The 21,945-nt window shown below is 62.6% G+C and carries 20 protein-coding genes; 18 read left to right on the forward strand and 2 right to left on the reverse strand.

Going from position 1 to position 21,945, the window contains the following annotated elements; genetic code table 11:
* Window positions 1-15 precede the first annotated feature (15 nt).
* The 6 genes from BM438_RS01950 (at window position 16) to BM438_RS01975 (ending at window position 5,487) form a co-directional block, all read left to right on the forward strand.
* A complete protein-coding gene (locus BM438_RS01950; RefSeq protein WP_007182071.1) occupies window positions 16-342 on the forward strand; it encodes a YbaB/EbfC family nucleoid-associated protein in 327 nt (108 codons plus the stop codon).
* A 239-nt stretch (window positions 343-581) separates the two neighbouring features.
* On the forward strand, window positions 582-1,178 hold the full coding sequence (gene recR / locus BM438_RS01955; protein WP_063496327.1) for a recombination mediator RecR: 597 nt from the start codon (window positions 582-584) through the stop codon (window positions 1,176-1,178).
* A 122-nt stretch (window positions 1,179-1,300) separates the two neighbouring features.
* The gene (locus BM438_RS01960; protein WP_093632646.1) at window positions 1,301-2,533 is read left to right on the forward strand and encodes a CaiB/BaiF CoA transferase family protein; all 1,233 of its coding nucleotides are present in this window, start codon (window positions 1,301-1,303) and stop codon (window positions 2,531-2,533) included.
* A gap of 46 nt (window positions 2,534-2,579) precedes the next feature.
* Window positions 2,580-3,617, forward strand: a complete 1,038-nt coding sequence (locus tag BM438_RS01965) for an ABC transporter substrate-binding protein (RefSeq protein WP_093632647.1) — start codon at window positions 2,580-2,582, stop codon at window positions 3,615-3,617.
* 109 nt (window positions 3,618-3,726) lie between these two features.
* Window positions 3,727-4,539: an ABC transporter ATP-binding protein gene (locus tag BM438_RS01970; protein WP_093632648.1), complete on the forward strand. Its 813-nt coding sequence runs from the start codon at window positions 3,727-3,729 to the stop codon at window positions 4,537-4,539.
* 123 nt (window positions 4,540-4,662) lie between these two features.
* Window positions 4,663-5,487, forward strand: a complete 825-nt coding sequence (locus BM438_RS01975) for an ABC transporter permease (protein WP_093632649.1) — start codon at window positions 4,663-4,665, stop codon at window positions 5,485-5,487.
* A 105-nt stretch (window positions 5,488-5,592) separates the two neighbouring features.
* Here BM438_RS01975 and BM438_RS01980 read toward each other — a convergent pair whose 3' ends face one another.
* Window positions 5,593-6,567: an NADPH:quinone oxidoreductase family protein gene (locus tag BM438_RS01980; RefSeq protein WP_093632650.1), complete on the reverse strand. Its 975-nt coding sequence runs from the start codon at window positions 6,565-6,567 to the stop codon at window positions 5,593-5,595.
* Window positions 6,568-6,768: 201 nt separating this feature from the next.
* Between BM438_RS01980 and surE the strand changes: the two genes are divergently transcribed.
* The 6 genes from surE (at window position 6,769) to rlmD (ending at window position 13,029) form a co-directional block, all read left to right on the forward strand.
* Window positions 6,769-7,527, forward strand: coding sequence for a 5'/3'-nucleotidase SurE (gene surE, locus BM438_RS01985; protein WP_054039538.1), 759 nt, complete (start codon window positions 6,769-6,771; stop codon window positions 7,525-7,527).
* Window positions 7,524-8,615, forward strand: a complete 1,092-nt coding sequence (locus BM438_RS01990; protein WP_093632651.1) for a protein-L-isoaspartate(D-aspartate) O-methyltransferase — start codon at window positions 7,524-7,526, stop codon at window positions 8,613-8,615. The genes surE and BM438_RS01990 overlap by 4 nt, the downstream gene beginning before the upstream one ends.
* Window positions 8,616-8,620: 5 nt before the next feature.
* Window positions 8,621-9,547: a peptidoglycan DD-metalloendopeptidase family protein gene (locus BM438_RS01995; RefSeq protein WP_093632652.1), complete on the forward strand. Its 927-nt coding sequence runs from the start codon at window positions 8,621-8,623 to the stop codon at window positions 9,545-9,547.
* 11 nt (window positions 9,548-9,558) lie between these two features.
* Window positions 9,559-10,629 carry an RNA polymerase sigma factor RpoS gene (gene rpoS, locus BM438_RS02000; protein ID WP_054039479.1) on the forward strand — a complete coding sequence of 357 codons (1,071 nt, stop codon included), beginning with the start codon at window positions 9,559-9,561 and terminating at the stop codon, window positions 10,627-10,629.
* A gap of 4 nt (window positions 10,630-10,633) precedes the next feature.
* Entirely contained in the window at window positions 10,634-11,410 is a 777-nt protein-coding gene (locus BM438_RS02005) for a 3'-5' exonuclease (protein WP_093632653.1), read from the forward strand.
* 200 nt (window positions 11,411-11,610) lie between these two features.
* Window positions 11,611-13,029: a 23S rRNA (uracil(1939)-C(5))-methyltransferase RlmD gene (rlmD, locus tag BM438_RS02010; protein WP_093632776.1), complete on the forward strand. Its 1,419-nt coding sequence runs from the start codon at window positions 11,611-11,613 to the stop codon at window positions 13,027-13,029.
* A 106-nt stretch (window positions 13,030-13,135) separates the two neighbouring features.
* Here the strand turns inward: rlmD and BM438_RS02015 are convergent, their stop codons facing one another.
* Window positions 13,136-13,939 (reverse strand): outer membrane protein assembly factor BamD, encoded by an 804-nt coding sequence (locus tag BM438_RS02015; RefSeq protein WP_372341849.1) that lies wholly within the window; start codon window positions 13,937-13,939, stop codon window positions 13,136-13,138.
* A gap of 95 nt (window positions 13,940-14,034) precedes the next feature.
* Here BM438_RS02015 and BM438_RS02020 point away from each other — a divergent pair, with 95 nt between their 5' ends.
* The 6 genes from BM438_RS02020 to phaR all read left to right on the forward strand — a co-directional run bounded on the left by BM438_RS02020 (window position 14,035) and on the right by phaR (window position 21,631).
* On the forward strand, window positions 14,035-15,309 hold the full coding sequence (locus BM438_RS02020) for an RluA family pseudouridine synthase (RefSeq protein WP_093632655.1): 1,275 nt from the start codon (window positions 14,035-14,037) through the stop codon (window positions 15,307-15,309).
* Complete coding sequence (pgeF, locus tag BM438_RS02025) at window positions 15,306-16,154, forward strand: peptidoglycan editing factor PgeF (protein WP_093632656.1); 849 nt, start codon at window positions 15,306-15,308, stop codon at window positions 16,152-16,154. The genes BM438_RS02020 and pgeF overlap by 4 nt, the downstream gene beginning before the upstream one ends.
* A gap of 620 nt (window positions 16,155-16,774) precedes the next feature.
* The gene (gene phaC, locus BM438_RS02030; protein ID WP_167378282.1) at window positions 16,775-18,589 is read left to right on the forward strand and encodes a class I poly(R)-hydroxyalkanoic acid synthase; all 1,815 of its coding nucleotides are present in this window, start codon (window positions 16,775-16,777) and stop codon (window positions 18,587-18,589) included.
* A 135-nt stretch (window positions 18,590-18,724) separates the two neighbouring features.
* Complete coding sequence (locus tag BM438_RS02035; RefSeq protein WP_093632777.1) at window positions 18,725-19,906, forward strand: acetyl-CoA C-acetyltransferase; 1,182 nt, start codon at window positions 18,725-18,727, stop codon at window positions 19,904-19,906.
* 233 nt (window positions 19,907-20,139) lie between these two features.
* Complete coding sequence (locus BM438_RS02040) at window positions 20,140-20,880, forward strand: 3-ketoacyl-ACP reductase (protein ID WP_054039485.1); 741 nt, start codon at window positions 20,140-20,142, stop codon at window positions 20,878-20,880.
* 133 nt (window positions 20,881-21,013) lie between these two features.
* The gene (gene phaR, locus BM438_RS02045; RefSeq protein WP_054039487.1) at window positions 21,014-21,631 is read left to right on the forward strand and encodes a polyhydroxyalkanoate synthesis repressor PhaR; all 618 of its coding nucleotides are present in this window, start codon (window positions 21,014-21,016) and stop codon (window positions 21,629-21,631) included.
* The last annotated feature ends 314 nt before the right edge of the window (window positions 21,632-21,945 follow it).

The raw sequence follows: 21,945 nt of genomic DNA on the forward strand, positions 1-21,945 counted from the left end.
AGAAGGAGCATGTCCATGATGAAAGGCCAACTCGCCGGGCTGATGAAGCAGGCCCAGCAGATGCAGGAAAACATGAAGAAGATGCAGGAGCAGCTTGCATTGATCGAAGTCGAAGGACAGTCGGGCGCCGGTCTCGTCAAGGTGACGATGACCTGCAAGAACGACGTGCGCCGCGTATCGATCGATCCGAGCCTGCTCGCCGACGACAAGGACATGCTGGAAGACCTGGTCGCCGCTGCGTTCAACGATGCCGTGCGCAAGGCCGAAGCCACCGCCCAGGAAAAGATGGGCGGTATGACCTCGGGTCTGCCGCTGCCGCCGGGCTTCAAGCTGCCGTTCTGAGCGGCGTCGCTGCAAGAAGGGGCTCATGCCGCGGCTTTGAGCGCGGCATGAGTTGAATACACGAGCCGGGCTCGTTCCAATACCTGCTCAGTTCGCAGGTCCCGGTGCGTGCAAGTCTGCATCGGTGCAGTTCAGTTCAGCTCGGTCGTCGAGCTGATAGCAGCAACCAGAAACAACCGCATCGCCACCCGCATACCGGGCCATACCGCGCAACACCCACTTCGACACCGCCGATCCGCATGAAACAACCTTCCGCCTTGTCGGCGCTCGTCGAAGCGCTGCGCGTGCTCCCCGGTGTCGGGCCCAAATCCGCGCAACGCATGGCGTATCACCTGATGCAGCACGATCGTGACGGCGCCGAAAAACTCGGCCGTTCGTTGCTGTTCGCGACTGAGCATCTGCAGCACTGCGAGAAGTGCAACACATTTACCGAAGCGCAGATCTGCGAGGTCTGCCTCGATGAGGAGCGCGATCCCGCGTTGTTGTGCGTCGTCGAGACGCCCGCCGACCAGATCATGCTCGAACAGACGATGACCTATCGCGGCCTCTATTTCGTGCTGATGGGGCGGCTCAGTCCGCTCGACGGCATCGGCCCGAAGGAGATCCATTTCGACCGCCTGGTCAAGCGCGCGTCGGATGGCATCGTCAAGGAAGTCGTGCTCGCAACCAATTTCACGAACGAAGGCGAGGCCACCGCGCATTACCTCGGGCAGACGCTCAAGGCGCGCGGTCTTGCCGTGACGCGCCTCGCGCGCGGCGTACCGGTGGGCGGCGAACTCGAGTATGTCGACGCCGGCACGATTGCCCGCGCGATGCTCGACCGCCGTTCGATGTAGCGCGACGCAACCGGCAGCGCCATGCCGCGGCGCCTGCAATTCCTGAGCGCGCCGGGCGGGACCGCTCCGCAACGCTTCCAGCCGCGCCGCGCCAAGGCAAGTACAGAACACAGAGGAGACACATGAGCGTCAATCCCGATCCCAACGCCACCGCCACGCCGAAAGGCCCGCTCGCCGGCGTCAAGGTACTCGAGCTCGGCACGCTGATCGCCGGCCCGTTCGCCGCGCGCTTTCTCGGCGAGTTCGGCGCCGACGTCATCAAGATCGAAGATCCTAAAGGCGGCGACCCGTTGCGCAAATGGCGCAAGCTTTATCCGGAAGTCGGCGGCACGTCGCTTTGGTGGGCCGTTCAGGCGCGCAACAAGAAATCCGTCACGATCAATCTGAAAGCCGAAGAGGGCAAGGAAATCGTGCGGCGTCTGGCGAAAGAAGCTGACATCGTCGTCGAGAATTTCCGACCGGGTCTGCTGGAGAAGCTCGGCCTCGGTTATGACGTTCTGTCGGCGGAGAACCCCGGGCTCGTGATGGTGCGTCTGTCCGGCTACGGCCAGACCGGGCCCTATCGCGACCGGCCCGGATTCGGCGCGATCGCCGAATCCATGGGCGGCTTGCGCCATATCACCGGCTATCCGGATTTGCCGCCGCCGCGCATCGGCATTTCGATCGGCGATTCGATTGCCGCGCTGCACGGCGTGATCGGCGCGTTGATGGCGCTGCATCACAAGCAGGTGAATGGCGGCAAAGGGCAGGTGGTCGACGTCGCACTGTACGAAGCGGTTTTCAACATGATGGAGAGCGTGGTGCCGGAGTACGGCGTGTACGGCATGGTGCGCGAGCGCACCGGCGCATCGCTGCCGGGGATCGTGCCGTCGAACACCTATCCGTGCCGCGACGGCAGCATTGTGATCGGCGGCAATAGCGACCCGATCTTCAAGCGCCTGATGATCGCTATCGAACGCGAAGATCTGGCGAACGATCCAGCGCTCGCGCACAACGACGGCCGCGTGCCGCGTACCCAGGAAATCGACGGCGCGATCGCCGCGTGGCTCGCCACGCGCACCATCGACGAAGCGCTCGCCGTGCTGAACGCCGCCGACGTGCCGGTCGGCCGGATTTACAGCGTCGCGGACATGTTCACCGATCCGCAATACATGGCGCGCCAGATGATCCAGCGCTTCAAATGGCAGGACGGTCAGGAGATCACGCTGCCGTCGGTGACGCCGAAACTCTCGGAAACCCCCGGCGAGACACGCTGGTTAGGCCCGGAACTGGGTGAACATACCGATGAAGTCCTTCAATCACTGGGTTATGATTCTGACCACATTGCAAGGTTGCATGCGCAACAGATTGTGTGAGTGAGCGCGCGGCAAAAAGACAACAAAAGTTCGGAGACTAGAGACCATGCAACGCAGAACCTTCCTCGCCGGCAGCGCGGCGCTCGCGGGCGCCACGTTCGTCGCCACGCCGTTCGCTTTCGCACAGGGCAAGCCCGAAACCACCAAGGTGGCGATCGCCGTCGGCGGCAAGAACCTGTTCTATTACTTGCCGCTCACGATTGCCGAGCGCCGCAATTATTTCAAGGACGAAGGGCTCGAAGTCGAAATCTCGGATTTCGCCGGCGGCTCGCAAGCGCTGAAGGCAGCTGTGGGCGGCAGTGCGGATGTAGTCTCCGGCGCGTTCGAACACACCTTGCTGTTGCAGGCGCAAAAGCAGGCGTTCCGCGAATTCGTGCTGCAAGGGCGCGCCCCGCAGATCGTGCTAGCTGTGTCGAAGAAGGCGATGCCGAACTACAAGTCGATCGCCGATCTGAAAGGCAAGAAAATCGGCGTGACCGCGCCGGGTTCGTCGACCTCGATCATGGCGAGTTTCGTGCTGGCGAAAGCCGGACTGACCGCGAAAGACGTTTCGTTTATCGGCGTGGGCGCAGGGGCTGGCGCGATTGCCGCGCTGCAGTCGGGCCAGATCGACGCCATCGCCAATCTCGACCCGGTGATGACCAAGCTCGAACGCACCGGCGAGATTCGCGTTGTGTCGGATACACGCACGTTGGCCGATACGCGCAGCGTGTTCGGTGGCGACATGCCGGCCGGGTGTCTGTACGCGTCGCAAAGCTTCATCACGAAGAATCCGAACACCACGCAGGCGCTGACCAATGCGATGGTGCGCGCACTCAAGTGGCTGCAGACGGCGACCGGCAGCGAGCTGATCAATACCGTGCCGGAAGGCTACCTGCTCGGCGACCGTGCGGTGTATCTGGACGCGTGGCAGCACGTGAAGGAGGCCATGTCGCCGGACGGTCTGATGCCCGCCGATGGCCCGGCCACGTCGCTGAAAACCCTGCAGGCGTTCGACCCGAACGTGCAGGGCAAACCGATCGATCTGTCGAAGACGTGGACCAACGACTTCGTCAAGAAAGCGCTGACCACGGTCAAGGCCTGAGTGCTGTCAGTCAGTATGGGGCGAAGGACGGCGCGTGCCGCATTCGCCTCGACCACCGTCGTCATGACGACGTGACAAACCGAAATCGATCTTCGAAGCGAGTCGAACGATGACCGTTGCCGCCCTGGCGCTCGACAACATCACCTGCACCTTTGCTGCGCGCGACAACCGCGCGCAGCGCTATACAGCGGTCAAGGACACGACCTTGCGCATCGCGCCGGGCGAATTCGTCTCGGTGGTCGGCCCGACCGGTTGCGGCAAATCCACTTTGCTGAACGTCGGCGCGGGTTTGCTGGAGCCGTCGTCGGGAACGGTCAGTGTGTTCGGCGAACCGCTCAAGGGCATCAACCGGCGCGCCGGTTATATGTTCCAGGCCGACGCGCTGATGCCGTGGCGCTCGGCTATCGACAACGTGATGGCGGGGCTCTCATTTCACGGCGTGCCGCCGGCCGAAGCGCGCAGCAAAGCCGACGAGTGGTTGAAACGCGTGGGCCTCGGCGGTTTCGGCGACCGCTATCCGCATCAACTGTCGGGCGGCATGCGCAAGCGCGTCGCGATGGCGCAGACGCTGATTCTCGATCCGGACATCATCCTGATGGACGAGCCGTTTTCCGCGCTCGATATCCAGACGCGCCAGCTGATGGAAAACGAGTTGCTCGACCTGTGGGCCGCCAAACGCAAAGCGGTGCTGTTCATCACGCACGATCTCGACGAGGCGATCTCGATGTCCGACCGCGTGGTGGTGCTGTCGGCGGGGCCGGGCACGCATCCGATCGGTGAATTCACAATCGACCTGCCGCGTCCGCGCGACGTCGCCGAAATTCGCGCGCATCCGCGTTTCGTCGAGTTGCATGCACAGATCTGGAGCGTGCTGCGCGATGAAGTGCTCAAGGGTTATCAGCAGCAACTCACGGCTGTTTAAGCGGGGTGCGCAGTTGCGTTGTGTAGTTGCTGCGAAGTGGCGGCACGTACGGATATCCGTAGTTAAGTCCTGTTTGTAGCGTCTTGTATTGGCGTCGATCAATCGTCTAAGGCAAACCGAGTCATGTGGAAGACGTTGCGCCCGAATCGGGCGAACCTGGTGATCTGGCAGTGGCTGCTGCTCGTGCTGTGCTTCGTACTGTGGTACGTGCTGACCAGTCCGACCTTGCTGCCGGCGTTCTATTTCGACGACCCGAACAAGGCCGCGTTCTTCTTCGGCGAGCCGCAGAAGGTGCTGCAGCGCATCTGGGAGTGGTTCACGGGCGGCGAAATCTATCTGCACCTGTGGATCACGCTGGTCGAAACGGTGCTCGCGTTCGTGCTAGGCACCGCGCTCGGGCTTGGCGTCGGTCTGTGGCTTGCACTGTCGCCGCTCGCGAGCGCGCTGTTCGATCCGTACATCAAGGCCGCCAACTCGATGCCGCGCGTGATTCTCGCGCCGATCTTCGGCGTGTGGTTTGGCCTCGGCATCTGGTCGAAGGTGGCGCTGGGCGTCACGCTGGTGTTCTTTATCGTGTTCTTCAACGTCTACCAGGGCGTGAAGGAAGTGAGCCCGGTCGTGCTTGCCAACGCGCGCATGCTCGGCGCGAATCGCAAACAGTTGCTGCGCTTTGTCTACCTGCCAAGTGCGATGAGTTGGGTGTTTTCGAGCCTGCACACGTCGGTGGGCCTGGCGTTCGTCGGTTCGGTGGTGGGGGAATATCTTGGCTCGGCGCGCGGCGTCGGCTACCTGATTCTGCAAGCCGAAGGCACCTTCGATATCAATACGGTGTTCGCCGGGATTCTGGTGTTGACCGCGTTCGCGCTGATTCTCGACGCCATCGTCGGGATTGGCGAGCGGCGGCTGATGAAGTGGCAGCCGAAGTCGGGCGATACCGAAAAGCTGTAGCCCCACATTCCTGAAGGCTCAACAAAAACGGCGTGCGGTTTTAAGCCGCCCGCCGTTTTCCGTTTTCTTGCCGCTCGAAAGAGCGGCTGCGTCAGAGCATGGCGCCTAAGGCGTAATCACGATCTTCCCGATCACCCGGCGCTCCGCCATATCGCGCAACGCGCGACCGGTGTCTTCGAGCGAATAACGTTCCGATACGTAGGGCTTGAGCTTGCCCGCGCCGATCCATCCGGTCATTTGCTCGAACGCGGCGTGATTGCGTTGCGGCTCGCGTTTCGCAAAGTCGCCCCAGAACACGCCGACCAGACTCGCGCCTTTGAGCAGCGTCAGGTTGAGCGGCAACTTCGGGATTTCGCCGTTCGCAAAGCCGACCACCAGATAACGCCCGCGCCAGCCGATGCTGCGAAACGCCGGTTCCGCATACACACCGCCGACCGGATCGTAGATCACGTCCGGACCCTTGCCGTCGGTCAGCGCCTTGATGCGTTCGCGCAAGTCTTCGGTGCTGTAGTTGATGGTGGCGTCCGCGCCGTGCTTCACGCACGTGGCGAGCTTCTCGTCGGTCGACGCCGCCGCGATCACGCGCGCGCCGAGCGCCTTGCCGATTTCGACTGCGGCGAGTCCGACGCCGCCCGCCGCGCCCAACACCAGCATCGTCTCGCCGGCCTTCAACTGGCCGCGATCGACCACCGCGTGATGCGATGTGCCATAGGCGAGCGTGAACGCGGCGGCCAGTTCGAAGTCGACGCCGTCCGCCAGCGGCACGCACGCCGCGACCGGCGCCAGCGCCTGCTCGGCAAAGCCGCCCGAGCCGGTGAACGCGACTACCCGCGAGCCCGGCTTGAACTGCGTCACACCGGCGCCGACCGCGCGCACGACACCCGCGACTTCCGAGCCGGGCGTAAAGGGCAGGGGCGGTTTGAACTGGTATTTGTTCTCGATGATCAGCACATCGGGAAAGTTGACGGCCGCGGCCTTGACGTCGATCACGACGTGGCCGGGCGGCGGCTCGAGGTCAGGCAGATTTTCGACGACCAGGCTCTCCGGCAGTCCATATTGATTACAGCGAATCGCGCGCATCGTGTCTCCATATCGATCAGGGGTTCGCAACTATTCTGAGTGTAAAACAATCCGCACGACCGTGCGTTTTTATTGTTCGAAGCCGGTTCGTGCGCGATCGATACCCATCGGCGCGCGGCCCGGCGCGTGCGCTTTGCATGGGATACGCGCACGGCCTGCCGTGTCGTTCGCGTGCCTTCTTTCCTCGGTTACAATCGCCGCATGCGAATCCTACTCAGCAATGACGACGGTTATCTGGCGCCCGGCCTTGCCGCGCTTTACGAAGCGCTCAAGCCGATCGCGGACGTCACCGTGATGGCCCCCGAGCAGAACTGCAGCGGCGCGTCCAATTCCTTGACGCTGTCGCGTCCGCTTTCGGTGCTGCGCTCGGCGAACGGTTTCTACTACGTGAACGGCACGCCAACCGACTCGGTGCACATCGCGCTGACCGGCATGCTGGACCACACGCCAGACCTGGTTGTCTCGGGCATCAACAACGGCCAGAACATGGGCGAGGACACGCTCTATTCAGGCACCGTCGCCGCCGCCACGGAAGGCATCATGTTCGGCGTGCCGGCCATCGCTTTCTCGCTGGTCGACAAAGACTGGGTGCATCTCGAAGACGCTGCGCGCGTGGCCGCCGAGATCGTCGCGCACTACCTCAAGCAGCCGTTGCCGGGGCATCCGCTCCTGAACGTCAATATTCCGAACCTGCCGTACGAGCAACTCGACGGCTGGCATATCACGCGTCTTGGCAAGCGGCATCCGTCGCAACCGGTGATCCGTCAGACCAACCCGCGCGGCGAACCGATCTACTGGATCGGCCCGTCGGGCAGCGCGCGTGACGCGAGCGAAGGCACCGATTTCCACGCTGTCGCCAACGGCCAGGTGTCGATCACGCCGTTGCAGCTCGACCTGACCCACACGCAAATGCTGCCCGCAGCGCGCGACTGGGCGCGCGCCGGTAGCGGCGCTTCATGACGAGCGAGCGCGCAAAGCGCTTTCCGCTCGGTCTCGAGGATCTGGTGCGCGAGCCGCGCCGGCCCGAAGGACGTCCGGGCGAAGTGCGCGCAGCGGCACTTGCCGCGAGCGCGGCGCTGAACGCACGCCAGCAACCGGCGAAGAACTCGCCGCTTGGCTCTGCGGGGAAGACCCAGGCGAAGTCGCCGGCGAGAGCGCAGACCCAAGCGCAAGCGACATCGCAAGCAAAGCCGCAGGCGAAGGCGCCGATCAAGACGCCGGTGAACTCGACGCTGAAACCGCCTGTCAGCGCCCAGGCCAAGCCACAAGCCAAACCACACGCAACAGCGGTCGGACAAAGCTCGCCTGCGCGCGCCGCGCCAAAACCGGCGCCGGTGAACAAACCCGCCGCCAAACTCAACGAGCGCGCCTCCGTGCCGAACGTCGCATTGAACGGCGCTTTGGCACTGACTTCGGAACGGGTTCGCGAACGGATGGTCGAACGCCTGCGTGCGAATGGCGTAACCGATCAGCGCGTGTTGAACGCGATGTCGGTGGTGCCGCGCCACATGTTCGTCGACCCGGGCCTCGCCGCTCAGGCCTACGAAGATGCCGCGCTGCCGATCGGCCATCACCAGACGATCTCCAAGCCCTCCGTGGTCGCGCGGATGATCGAACTGGCGGCCGCCGGCCGCGCGTTGAACAACGTGCTCGAAATCGGCACCGGTTGCGGCTATCAGGCGGCGGTGCTGAGCCAGGTCGCGCGCGATGTTTACTCGATCGAACGCATCAAGCCGCTGTCCGAACGCGCGAAGACAAACTTGCGTCCGCTGCGCATTCCGAACATCCGGCTGCACTACGGCGACGGTCGCCTGGGGTTGCCGTCGGCGGCGCCGTTCGACGCCATTGTGATCGCCGCAGCAGGACTCGACGTACCGCAAGCATTACTTGAACAACTCGCGATCGGCGGCCGTCTGGTCGCGCCGGTCGGCTCGCAGGAAGGCCAGAACCAGGTGCTGACTCTGGTCGAACGCCTCGGACCCGCGCAGTGGCGCGAGTCGCGGCTTGATCGCGTTTTCTTTGTACCCTTAAAATCCGGAGTGATTTGACACCGATGAGTATGTTGCGCGCGATGCAAAGAACCAGACTGACTATCCCTATGACCGTAACCCAGCGTAGCGTGTGCGTGCTCGCCTTGTCCCTGTTGATGTCGGCCTGTGCGACCCGCCTCGATCAGGCGCCGGTCGTCGACCGTTCCGGCAGCGGTGCGCTCGGCACGCAAGCCGCGCAACAGCCGGCCGTGCCGCTCGGACCGCCGCCGCCGGGCTACTACCGCGTGAAGCCGGGCGATACGCTGTATCGGATCGCGTTGGAGAACGGCCAGAACTACCGCGACATTTCGACGTGGAACAATCTCACTAACCCGAATCAGATCGAAGTCGATCAGTTGCTGCGCGTCGTGCCGCCAGGTGCGAACACCGCCGCGCTGACGCCGGGCGTGTCGACGGCGCCGATTGGCGGTGGTGGCGCTGTGCAGAGCGCACCGCTCGGCAGTACGCCGCCGACGGCAGGCGTCGCGGCGCCGCCGATCTATGGTTCGGGTGCGAACAACGCTTCGCTGACGCCGCCGGCCAACCCGGGCGCAGCGAGCGATTCGAGCGCCGGCGCGTCCGGCAACGTGGCGTTCTCATGGCCAGTGCGTGGACCAATGCTCGGCACGTTCAACGATTCGACCAACAAGGGTATTAATATCGGCGGCGCGGCTGGCGACCCGGTTAAGGCTTCTGCGGATGGGCGCGTGGTTTATGCCGGAAATGGGCTGCGTGGTTACGGCAATCTCATTATCATCAAGCATGATGCAACTTATCTCACGGCGTATGCACACAACCGCGCTTTGATGGTAAAAGAGGGAGATGCGGTAACCAAAGGGCAGAAGATCGCCGAGATGGGCAATAGCGATTCCGACCGCGTGATGTTGCATTTCGAAGTTCGCCGCCAGGGTAAACCTGTCGACCCACTGAAGTATTTGCCGCCGCAATAAGCGATACGACCATGCCGAAATCGAAGCGCCGCCTGCCGCAAGCCGAGTCTGAGACGATTAGCCGCGTCACGCCCGCTTCGGTGGAGGAAAGCGGCGCTTCGGAAGTTGAAGAAGAGATCGCAGAGGAGCGCGATCTCGACGAACGTCAGGGCGGCGCGGAAGAACCCAGCGAGGCCCGCGAAGTCCCTGCCGACGCAGACGACTTTCGCGCGCTGCTGCAAGCCGAGCTGACGGCCGACACGATTCAGCACTACCTGAACCGCATCAGCGTCAAGCCGCTCCTGACTGTCGAGGAAGAGCAGAAGTATTCGCGTCTGGCGAAGGCGGGCGAGTTCGAAGCGCGGCAAGTGATGATCGAGCGCAATCTGCGGCTCGTCGTCAGCATCGCAAAGGGTTACCTCAACCGCGGCGTGCCGCTGCTCGATCTGATCGAAGAGGGCAATCTCGGCCTGATGCACGCCATCGAGAAATTCGATCCCACGCGCGGCTTCCGTTTCTCAACCTATGCCACATGGTGGATTCGCCAAAGCATCGAGCGCGCGATCATGAACCAGGCGCGCACGGTGCGTTTGCCGGTGCACGTGATCCGTGAGCTCAATCAGGTGCTGCGCGCGAAGCGCCATCTGGAAAAGAATTCGATGAATTCCGGCGAAGCCGCCGAACGCCGCGACGCGAGCATCGACGACATTGCCTATCTGACCGGCAAGACCACAGACGAAGTTACCGACATTCTCGCGTTGAACGAGCACACCGCGTCGCTGGACGCGCCGCTCGATCTTGACCCGGCGAGCAGCCTGCTCGACCTGCTGTCCGACGACCAGAGCCAGTCGCCGGATGCCGAAGTGCAGCACCGCGAGCTGGAAACGCTTACACGGGCATGGCTCGCGCGGCTGTCGGACAAGCATCGTCATGTGATCGAGCGCCGCTTCGGGCTGAATCACATCGAGCCCGCCACGCTCGAAGAACTGGCCGACGAAATGGGCCTCACGCGCGAGCGTGTGCGCCAGATCCAACAGGAAGCGCTGGTGCGGCTGAAGCGCTTCTTTGCCTCCAACGGTGTTCGGAAGGACGCCGTTCTATAACCTGATGACACCGATTCTTGTTTTCGACATCGAGACGATTCCCGATGTCGTCGGCATTCGCCGCCTCGAAGATCTGCCTGCCACGCTGAGTGACGCCGAAGTCGCCGAGCACGCTTTTGCCGCGCGCCGCGAAAAGACCGGCAGCGATTTCCTGCCGCACCACCTGCAGCGGATCGCCGCCATTTCCTGCGTGTTCCGCGACAACAACGGTTTCCGCGTGCGCTCGCTCGGCACGCTGGAAGACGGCGAAGCCGCGCTCGTGCAGTCGTTTTATCGCGTGATCGAAAAATACACGCCACAGCTCGTGTCCTGGAACGGCGGTGGGTTCGACCTGCCGGTCCTGAACTACCGCGCGCTGGTCAACGGCATTCCCGCCTCCCGTTTCTGGGACCTCGGCGAGGACGACCGCGAGTTCAAGTGGAACAACTACATCAGCCGCTATCACTCGCGTCACACCGATCTGATGGACGTGCTGGCGATGTATCAGGCGCGCGCCAATGCGCCGCTCGACGCGCTCGCGAAGATGTGCGGCTTCCCCGGCAAGATGGGCATGGACGGCAGCCAGGTGTGGAACGCTTACCAGGAAGGCCGCATCGAGGAAATCCGCAACTATTGCGAGACCGATGTCGTCAATACATACCTGCTGTATTGCCGCTTCCAGCTAATCCGCGGCGCGTTTTCGGCCGAAGAGTATGCTGACGAGATCAACCTGGTCAAAAATGCGCTGGCGTTGGAGGCGGCGCCGCAATGGGCCGAGTATCTGGCCGCATTCGATCAGTAAGCGGCTTGCTTATCGGTCTTGTTGAAACGAAACCGTTCGCCGCACACTAACGCAGTTGAGCGTCTGTTGGTAGCCGCCGTAGTGCGAAGCCGGGCGCAAGCGCCAGGCGTCGCCGTATGCTGATCGTGATCGAAGCGATCGGTGTGCGCGGCGCTTCGTCTACAATCTCGCCTTTCCCCAAGTTTGTCAGGAAGTCGCAGGTGTCCCGAACTGCCCCCCAACGCCGCTCGCCGAAGCGCCAGAAGGTGCCCGCTCCGGCGAAAGCGCACGTCATTACCGGCAATGAGCCGATCATCGAAATCGTTTCGCTCGACATGGAAGCGCGCGGCGTGGGCCGCATCGAGAGCGAAGACGGCACGCCCGGCAAGGTGATTTTTGTCGAAGGCGCGTTGCCCGGCGAGCGTGTCAGCTACTCGACGCATCGCAGCAAGCCGAAATTCGAGCAGGCTGAGGTCGTCCAGGTGTTCCGCGAAAGCGTGCTTCGCACCAAGCCGAAATGCACCTACTTCGATATCTGCGGCGGCTGTTCGATGCAGCATCTCGATATCCGCGCCCAGATTGCCGTCAAGCAGCGCGTGCTCGAAGACAATTTCCAGCATCTGGCGAAGCTGCGCCCGGAGACCGTGTTCCGGCCGATTCACGGTCCGGCCTGGGGATACCGCTACCGCGCGCGTCTGGCGGTGCGCTATCTGCCGGAAAAGGGCGGCATGCGCATCGGCTTCTACGAGAAGAAGAGCAGCTACATCTCGGACATGAAGACCTGCGAGATACTGCCGCCGCACATTTCGGCGATGCTGATGCCGCTGCGTTTCATGGTCCGCAAGTTGTCGATCTACGATCGTATGCCGCAGATCGAGCTCGCGGTCGGCTCGTCGGTCACCGCGCTGGTGCTGCGCAATCTCGCGCCGATCACCGCCGCCGACGAGCAGGTGCTGCGCGATTTCGCCGACGAACACAATATCCAGTGGTGGTTGCAGCCGGGCGGTCCCGACACGGTTGCGCCGTTCTATCCGCTCGACGCGCAGCTCGACTACACGCTGCCGGAATACAACATCCGGATGCCGTTCAAGCCGACCGATTTCACCCAGGTGAATCACGCCATCAATCGCGTGCTGGTGAGCCGTGCGCTGCGTCTGCTGGCCCCGTCCAGCACGGACCGGGTGCTCGACCTGTTCTGCGGAATCGGCAACTTCACGCTGCCGCTCGCGCGGATTTCGAAAGAAGTGATGGGGATCGAAGGCAGCGAAGTGCTGACTTCGCGTGCGCTTGCCAATGCCGAGCTGAACGGTGTGGCCGGCCATACGTCGTTTGCTTGCCGCAACCTGTTCGAAGTCACCGCCGACGACATGCGTGCGCTCGGCCATTTCGACAAAATCCTGATCGACCCGCCGCGCGAAGGTGCGCTGGCTGTCGCCAAGGCGCTCGCGGAGATCGCGCAGAGCGGCAATGGGCCGTTGCCGAAGCGTATTGTCTATGTGTCGTGCGCGCCGGCCACGCTCGCTCGCGATGCGGGCCTGCTGGTGCATGAGGCCGGCTACCGGCTGGTGGGCGCGGGTGTGGTGAACATGTTCCCGCATACCTCGCACGTGGAGTCGATTGCGTTGTTCGAGCGGGACTGAGGGCGCTGGTTGCCGGCTGGTGCTTCATAGGCTGGGCGGCGACTGCGCAAACAAAAACGCCACGACCGAAGTCGTGGCGTTTTTGTTTAAGGCAGCGAGTCGAGGCTTAGAACTGCCACCACGACTTTTCCTTACCGGGCCTTGCGTGACCCGTGATATACGGGCTGTCAGGGAAGGTGCCGGCCAGAATGCGCTTCGTGTCGTCAGCCAGTTGCGGCTGGTTCAGCTTCTCGTACGACAGCATCATGATGTGCAGTGCGTCTTCGATAGCCGGTGCGTTCTTGTATTCCTTCAACGCCAGTTGCGCGCGGTTGATCGCGGCGACATACGCGCCACGACGGTAGTAATAATCCGCCGCATGGACCTCGTGCGAGGCCAGCGCATTCACGATATAGCGCATGCGTTGCGCAGCGTCCGGCGCATACTTGCTGTTCGGGTACTTGTCGACCACGACCTTGAACGCGTCATACGACTCGCGCAGCGACTTCGGATCGCGCTCGCTCATGTCCTGGCCGGAGAAGCGGCCGAACAGACCGAGGTCGTCGTTGAAGTGGATCATGCCCTTCAGGTAGTACGCGTACGCGATGTCCGGGTGATCCGGGTGCAGCTGGATGAAGCGGTCGATCGCCTGGTCGGCGGCGGCGTTTTCGTTATCTTTCCAGTTGCAATACGCGACGTTGATCTGCGCTTGCTGGGCAAAGTGGCCGAACGGATCGCGGCCTTCGAGCATCTCGAAATACTTGGCGCACTTGCCGAAATCACCACCGGTCAGAGCGTCGTTCGCCTCCGTATATAATTTGTTGTTGTTCCACGCAGCCGTCTCGTCGGTCTTTTCCGGCAGGCCGTGGCAAGCCGCAACTACGGCGACGGCTGCGGCGCACGCAATGTATCCGGCCACTTTCCGGGCCATCTTCTTGATGACCGCCAAATTGATCGCCGCTTTAGTGATGGTGTTCAAGGCTCGCATTTTCCAGTCTAGCTTTACGTCCAGGTGACCCAGACTCAATGACCCGCTCAAATACTCCAGGCGCCGCAACCGGTGCCGGGAATAGCAACAAAGATTATAGCGTAAGCGCTGACCCCTCCGACGCGTTGGGCGTCGATTCACTCGACGACGATCTCGGCAGCGACGCCCTCGCGGCCGCCGGCCCGGACAGGGTGCCAACCGTGGCGAGCCCCGTGGCGGACGAGTCGCCGCGCAGCGTCGTCGTGCCCGACGAACTGGCCGGCGAACGCCTCGACAAGGTGCTTGCCCGAATCTTTCCGGAGTTTTCACGTAACCGGCTGCAAAGCTGGATCGAGTCGGAGCGGGTGCGCATCGACGGCAAACCGGCCAAAATCCGTCAGCCGGTGCCGCTTGGGGCGACCATCGAGCTCGTGCCCGATCTGCTGCCTGAGCAGCTCGCGTTCACGCCCGAGCCGGTGCCGCTCGAGATCGTCTACGAGGACGACACGCTGGTGGTCATCAACAAGCCGGCCGGCATGGTCGTGCATCCGGCGGCCGGCAACTGGAGCGGCACCGTCCTCAACGGTTTGCTGTACCGCTATGGCGATGCCGCAGCCGGCTTGCCGCGCGCCGGTATCGTGCATCGGCTCGACAAGGAAACGTCCGGTCTGATGGTGGTGGCGCGCACGCTCGAGGCGCAGACGGATCTGGTGCGCCAGCTGCAGGCACGCACGGTGAAGCGCCGTTACCTTGCGCTGGTATGGGGCAACATGCCCGAAGAGGGCACGATCGACGCGCCGATCGGCCGCGATCCGCGCGAACGCACGCGCATGGCGGTGGTGACGAGCGCATCGGGCAAAGCGGCGCGCACGCATTTCCGGCGCGTGGACACGGCGATCTGGCAGCGTCAGCCGGTCACCGCGATTCATTGCGATCTGGAAACCGGCCGCACCCATCAGATTCGCGTGCATTGCGCGCATATCGGCCATCCGCTGCTCGGCGATCCGGTTTATGGACGTGCACGCGGCAAGCGCTCGGTGACGCCGCTGCCGGACGGTTTCGCGCGTCAGGCGCTGCATGCATGGCGCCTCGGTCTGATTCACCCGAAAACCGGCCGGACCATGCAATGGCGCGCCGATGCACCGGAAGACATGCAGGTGCTGTCGGCGGCGCTTGGCCTGGGGCGTGACGATGCGGGCGAGTTCGACGAGACGTACTACGAGGAAGACGACTACGACGCCTCGCTTGACGACGATATCGATGAAGACGGCGACGGCGAGCACGACGAAGACCAGGATCACGACGACGAACACGACGAGGACGGTCACGCATGAGTTTGCCCGAGCTGAGCTTTGCCGATGTTGTGCAACCCGCATGGAACGTATCGCCGCGTGTGCGTGCGCTCGTCACCACCCGCAACGGCGGTGTGAGCGAGCCGCCGTTCGGCCGTTGGCAGGATGGCGCTGATCAGCCTGGCGGCCTGAATCTGGGGATGAAAAGCGGCGACGATCCCGCCGCGGTCGCAACTAATCGCGCACGCTTGCTGAGTCTGGCAGGTGTAGGCGAGGCCGCGTGGCTTGAACAGATTCACGGCGCCGGCATCGTGCGTGCGGAAGATGCGCTCGCACAGACTCAGGCAAGCGGTACGCCGACACGAGCGGACGCCAGCGTCACCGATCGGCCGGGCACGGTGTGTGTCGTGATGGTCGCCGATTGCATGCCGGTGTTGTTGTGCGACCAAGCAGGGCGCGCGGTCGGCGCGGCCCATGCCGGCTGGCGTGGTCTGGCAGCGGGTATCGTCGAGCAGACTGCACAGCGTGTGGCCAGTCTCGCCGGCGTGGAGGCCGCATCGTTGCATGCCTACCTGGGTCCGGCGATCGGACCGGACGCATTCGAGGTGGGTGCAGATGTGCGTGACGCCTTCATGAATGGCGTGGACGGCGCACAACGCGAAGCCACCGCGAATGCATTCATTACGCATCCGCAAAATCCTGGCAAATATCTCGCCGATCTCGCGGCGCTGGCGCGCTTGCGCTTGCAACGGATTGGTGTGACGCGCATTGTCGGCGGCGATCTGTGTACGGTCACGCAACGCGAACGTTTCTATTCCTATCGCCGTGATCGCGAGACAGGGCGCATGGCTGCGCTGATCTGGCTGGACGATCAGGCTACGCGTTAGTCCGGCACTCAATCATCCACGCACGGCCGCATGATGGCGCTTCGATTTATCAGCGCCATCATGCGGCCGTGGCGTTTCTCGCCGTTGCCTCGATTAGCGCGATGTGTTCCCGCAAGCATCCGTATGAGGGTTTATTCGGAGATACGTTGCGTGCTTTTGCTGCGCTGCCGGAATTTGTCGCGCGCACGTTAATCTGCCGCTCAAAGTGCGCGCGAGTGAACGGATAAATACGCATAAATATGCACAAGCCCATGCAATAGGGGAGTTTTTTTGCTTATGCGAGCACTTATCAACCCATGTTCCAAAAGCGCGATCTGCTATACAGGGAAAACGATAATTAAAAAACTATCGCACTGCGGCAAAATCGGGAACAAGCATTGACATGCCTTGCGATGGGGAGCAAGAATGTTCCTCACAGCTCCTCGTACATGGGACAGGGCGTGACGAGGTCGCGAGCAATCGCCCACGTGCGCATGAACCTGCCTCTCAACCCGTCCGCAAGGACTCACCGGTCAAAAGCAGGTATGGCAGCATCACATTCCTCAGCTTCTCCCAGCACGGACTCCTCGACGGAGCACACGCAGCAGGCCGGTACGAGCGGCGCATCACCAGCCGCAGGCATGCAGCAGTTACTGGACGCCTGGATGAACGCATGGCGTTCGCTGGGCACGCCGCCTGGTGGCAGCGGCATACCTTTTCAGATGCCGCAGGTGCCCCAGATGCCGCCAATGGGCTTGCCGCAGATACCGTCGTTCCCCGGCATGCCTGATTTCAGCAAACTGGCTGCGGGATCCCTGCCGTCAATGCCTTCATTCGCCGGACTCAATGTCCCGAGCGCCGCGATTCCATCGGAGCGTTTGCAAAAGCTGCAAGCCGATTATTCGCGTGAGGCGATGGAGTTGATCCAGCAGGCGGCCACCTCCACGACGAAAGCCCCCGAACTCAAGGACCGCCGTTTCAGTTCCGACGCGTGGAGCGCGACGCCGGCCTATGCATTTACCGCTGCGTGGTATCTGTTGAACGCGCGTTATCTGCAGGAAATGGTCGACGCACTCGAAACGGAACCGAAGATGCGCGAGCGCGTTCGGTTCGCGGTTCAGCAATGGACCGCAGCCGCATCGCCGAGCAACTTCTTCGCGTTGAATCCGGAAGCGCAAAAGACCTTGCTCGATAGCAAGGGCGAGAGCTTGCGCCAGGGCGTGATGAATCTGCTGGGCGATATGCAGCGCGGCAAGATTTCGCAAACGGACGAATCGCGTTTCGTGGTCGGCGAAAATCTCGCGAACACCGAAGGCTCAGTGGTGTTCGAGAACGACCTCATTCAGTTGATTCAGTACAAGCCGCGCACGGCCACCGTGCGTGAGCGACCGCTGCTGATCGTGCCGCCTTGCATCAACAAGTTCTACATTCTCGATCTGCAGCCGGAGAATTCGCTGGTCGCGCACGGACTCGATTCGGGTCATCAGGTGTTCCTGATTTCGTGGCGCAACGCGGACGCATCGATCGCCGGCAAGACGTGGGATGACTACGTGAGCGAAGGCGTCCTCAAGGCGATCGAAACGGTCAGCAAGATCAGCGGCCGCGAGCAGATCAACACGCTGGGTTTCTGCGTGGGCGGCACCATGCTTGCCACGGCGCTGGCAGTAGCGGCCGCGCGCGGCGAACATCCCGCCGCGTCGATGACCCTGCTCACCGCGATGCTGGATTTCTCGGACACGGGCGTGCTCGACGTATTCGTCGACGAGGCGCATGTGCAAATGCGCGAGCAGACCATCGGCGGCAAGAACGGCGGCAAGCCCGGCTTGATGCGCGGCATCGAATTCGCCAACACGTTCTCGTTCCTGCGGCCGAACGATCTGGTGTGGAACTACGTGGTTGACAATTACCTCAAGGGGCGCACGCCAGTGCCGTTCGATCTGCTGTACTGGAACAGCGATTCGACGAGCCTGCCGGGCCCGATGTATGTCTGGTATCTGCGTAACACGTATCTCGAGAATCGTCTGCGCGAGCCGGGTGCGGTGACCACTTGCGGTGAGCCGGTCGACCTCTCGAAGATCGACGTGCCCACCTTCATCTACGGTTCACGCGAAGACCATATCGTGCCGTGGCAAACCGCCTATGCGTCGGTGCCGCTGCTCTCCGGACCGCTGAAGTTCGTGCTCGGCGCGTCGGGTCATATCGCTGGCGTGATCAATCCGCCGGCGAAGAAAAAGCGCAACTACTGGGCGCTGGAAGGCGACGTCAAGACGTTGCCGGAAAGCCCGGACGAATGGCTCGACCAGGCGACCGAAGTGCCCGGCAGTTGGTGGCCGGAATGGACCACGTGGCTCGATCAGTATGGTGGCAAGAAAGTGAAGCCGCGCGCCACGGCCGGCTCCGCCGAATTCCCGGTGATCGAGCCGGCGCCAGGGCGTTATGTGCGGCAACGGGAGTAGGCTTCAGCGCGCCTGAGGGCGCGGTGGTGTGGCGGTATGAGTGCGCGTCCTGATAGACGCAAGGGCGCATTGGCAACAAGATTTTTAACTTGACGGGCAGCGGCGTATTTAGCCGATGTCCCGGAGGATATGGAAATGACTGATGTTGTGATCGTATCGGCCGCCCGTACGGCAGTTGGCAAATTCGGTGGGTCGCTGGCGAAGATCGCTGCGCCCGAACTCGGCGCTACCGTGATTCGCGCCGTGCTCGAACGGTCTGGTCTGAAGCCTGAGCAGGTCAGCGAAGTCATTCTGGGGCAGGTGCTGACGGCAGGCTCGGGGCAGAACCCGGCACGTCAGTCACTGATCAAGGCGGGGCTGCCCACGGCGGTGCCCGGCATGACGATCAACGTGGTGTGCGGCTCGGGCCTGAAGTCCGTGATGCTGGCGGCCAACGCGATCATCGCGGGTGATGCGGACATCGTGATCGCCGGTGGTCAGGAAAACATGAGCGCCGCGCCGCACGTGCTGCCGGGCTCGCGCGACGGTTTCCGCATGGGCGACGCCAAGCTGATCGACTCGATGATCGTCGACGGCCTATGGGACGTCTATAACCAGTATCACATGGGCGTGACGGCAGAAAACGTCGCCAAGGAATACGGCATCACGCGCGAGCAGCAGGATGCGTTCGCGGCGCTGTCGCAGAACAAGGCGGAAGCCGCGCAGAAGTCGGGCCGTTTCAACGACGAAATCGTGCCGGTCGAAATTCCGCAACGCAAGGGTGAGCCGCTGCGTTTCGCAACCGACGAATTCGTACGTCACGGCGTGACGGCTGAATCGCTGGCGGGTCTGAAGCCGGCATTCTCGAAGGAAGGCTCGGTGACAGCGGCCAATGCGTCGGGTCTGAACGACGGCGCGGCGGCGGTGCTGGTGATGTCGGCGAAGAAGGCCGAGGCGCTCGGCCTCACGCCGCTCGCGCGCATCAAGGCGTACGCCACCTCGGGCCTGGATCCGAAGGTGATGGGCATGGGCCCGGTGCCGGCCTCGCGCCGTTGTCTCGAACGCGCGGGCTGGACGCCGGCCGATCTGGACCTGATGGAAATCAACGAAGCGTTTGCCGCACAGGCGTGCGCCGTGAATCAGCAAATGGGCTGGGACACGTCGAAGATCAACGTGAACGGCGGCGCGATCGCGATCGGCCATCCGATCGGTGCGTCCGGCGCCCGGATTCTCGTCACGCTGATCCATGAAATGCAGAAGCGCGATGCGAAGAAGGGTCTGGCGTCGCTGTGTATCGGCGGCGGCATGGGCGTGGCGCTGGCGCTCGAACGCGCTTGATAGGCCTCGCTCTCGTTTTGGGGTCCCAAACTCGGGCCCTCAGGATGGCTCAAGCAGGCTCAGACAGGTTTTAGCAGGCGGTAAGCAGGGTTGCCGCGCGCCACATTGCAGCAGGTAGCGCGCGGTGAGCAATGGCCTCGTCGGCCGGTCGCCCGGCGGCAGCGGAGATGAAGCACAGGCGAGGGAAGAGGTAGCCGGTCGGCACCTCGAAAACGAAAAACGGAGTGTAGTTTATGACACAGCGAATTGCGTACGTAACGGGCGGGATGGGTGGCATCGGCACAAGCATTTGCCAGCGTCTGCACAAAGAGGGCTTCAAGGTGGTCGCCGGCTGTGGCCCGAACTCGCCGCGCCGCGTGAAGTGGCTCGAAGAGCAGAAGGCACTCGGCTACGATTTCATTGCGTCCGAAGGCAATGTCGGCGATTGGGAATCGACCAAGGCGGCGTTCGACAAGGTCAAGGCCGAAGTCGGCGAGATCGACGTGCTGGTGAACAATGCCGGCATCACGCGCGACGTCGTGTTCCGCAAGATGACGCACGAAGACTGGACGGCGGTGATCGACACCAACCTGACCAGCCTCTTCAACGTCACGAAGCAGGTGATCGACGGGATGGTCGAGCGCGGCTTCGGGCGGGTCATCAACATTTCGTCGGTGAACGGCCAGAAGGGGCAGTTCGGCCAGACCAACTACTCGACCGCGAAGGCCGGTATTCACGGCTTCACGATGTCGCTGGCGCAGGAAGTGGCCACCAAGGGCGTGACGGTCAACACCGTGTCGCCGGGCTACATCGGCACCGATATGGTCAAGTCGATCCGCCCGGATGTGCTGGAAAAGATCGTTGCGACGATCCCGGTGCGCCGTCTCGGTCAGCCGCAGGAAATCGGCTCGATCGTGGCATGGCTCGCCTCGGACGAATCGGGTTTCTCCACGGGCGCGGATTTTTCGCTGAACGGTGGTTTGCATATGGGCTGAGTCACCGGCGCGCCGCTCACAAGGCAGCGCGCTTCGACTCGGATGGTTCCGGCGGCGTCCCGGTTGCACAATTGCCCGATTGTGCGCCGGCATGACGCCGTTTCCGCGCTCAACTCGCGCTCAAAGGCGTTACATGACCACTACTACAAAGAAAACAGCCGAACGACTGATCAAGAAGTATCCGAATCGCCGGCTCTACGATACCGAGACAAGCACGTACATCACGCTGACGGATGTTAAGCAGCTCGTGCTGGATCAGGAGGATTTCAAGGTCATCGATGCGAAGAGCAACGAGGATCTGACGCGCGCCATCCTGTTGCAGATCATTCTCGAAGAGGAGAGCGGCGGCCTGCCGATGTTCTCGTCTTCGATGCTGTCGCAGATCATCCGTTTCTACGGCCATGCTATGCAGGGCATGATGGGCACGTATCTGGAGAAGAACATCCAGGCCTTCATCGACATTCAGGCGAAGCTCGCCGACCAGTCGAAGAATCTGTACGAAGGCAAGGCGATGAACCCCGAAGTCTGGTCGCAATTCATGAACATGCAGGCGCCCATGATGCAGGGCATGATGACCAGTTACATCGAACAGTCGAAGAACATGTTCGTGCAGATGCAGGAGCAGATGCAGAACCAGGCGAAATCGATGTTCGCTACCTTCCCGTTCACGCCAGGTGGACCGGTGAATGCGGCAGGCGGACCGGCCACGCCGGCTACGCCGCAAACCAATCCGGAGCCGGAGAAGAAGTAACGGCGCGACGCCGACGCGGCGACTGGGTCTTTACGCGTCGGCCCCATGGCCAAACAACGGTGCAGGAGTGGTGTGCCCGTCGCTCGATGAGGCGGCGGGTGGGCCACGGCGGCCTGCGTGCCGGGCGCAAGCGGACGGGCGCGGTACAATTACGGGTTGCGTGCGCTGGTGCTGTTGCAGGGTGTGGTCTTCGTGATCTTTTTGATCCCGTTACCCCTCAGGCCGCGGCGCAGCATCCCATTTGTCGCCGTCGCCACCGCTGTATCCCAGCCCCACCTATGTCACAGACCCGTTTCCCTACCATCCCCACGCTT

Origin of the sequence: Paraburkholderia aspalathi, from assembly GCF_900116445.1 — a bacterium.
GTDB classification, from domain to species: domain Bacteria; phylum Pseudomonadota; class Gammaproteobacteria; order Burkholderiales; family Burkholderiaceae; genus Paraburkholderia; species Paraburkholderia aspalathi.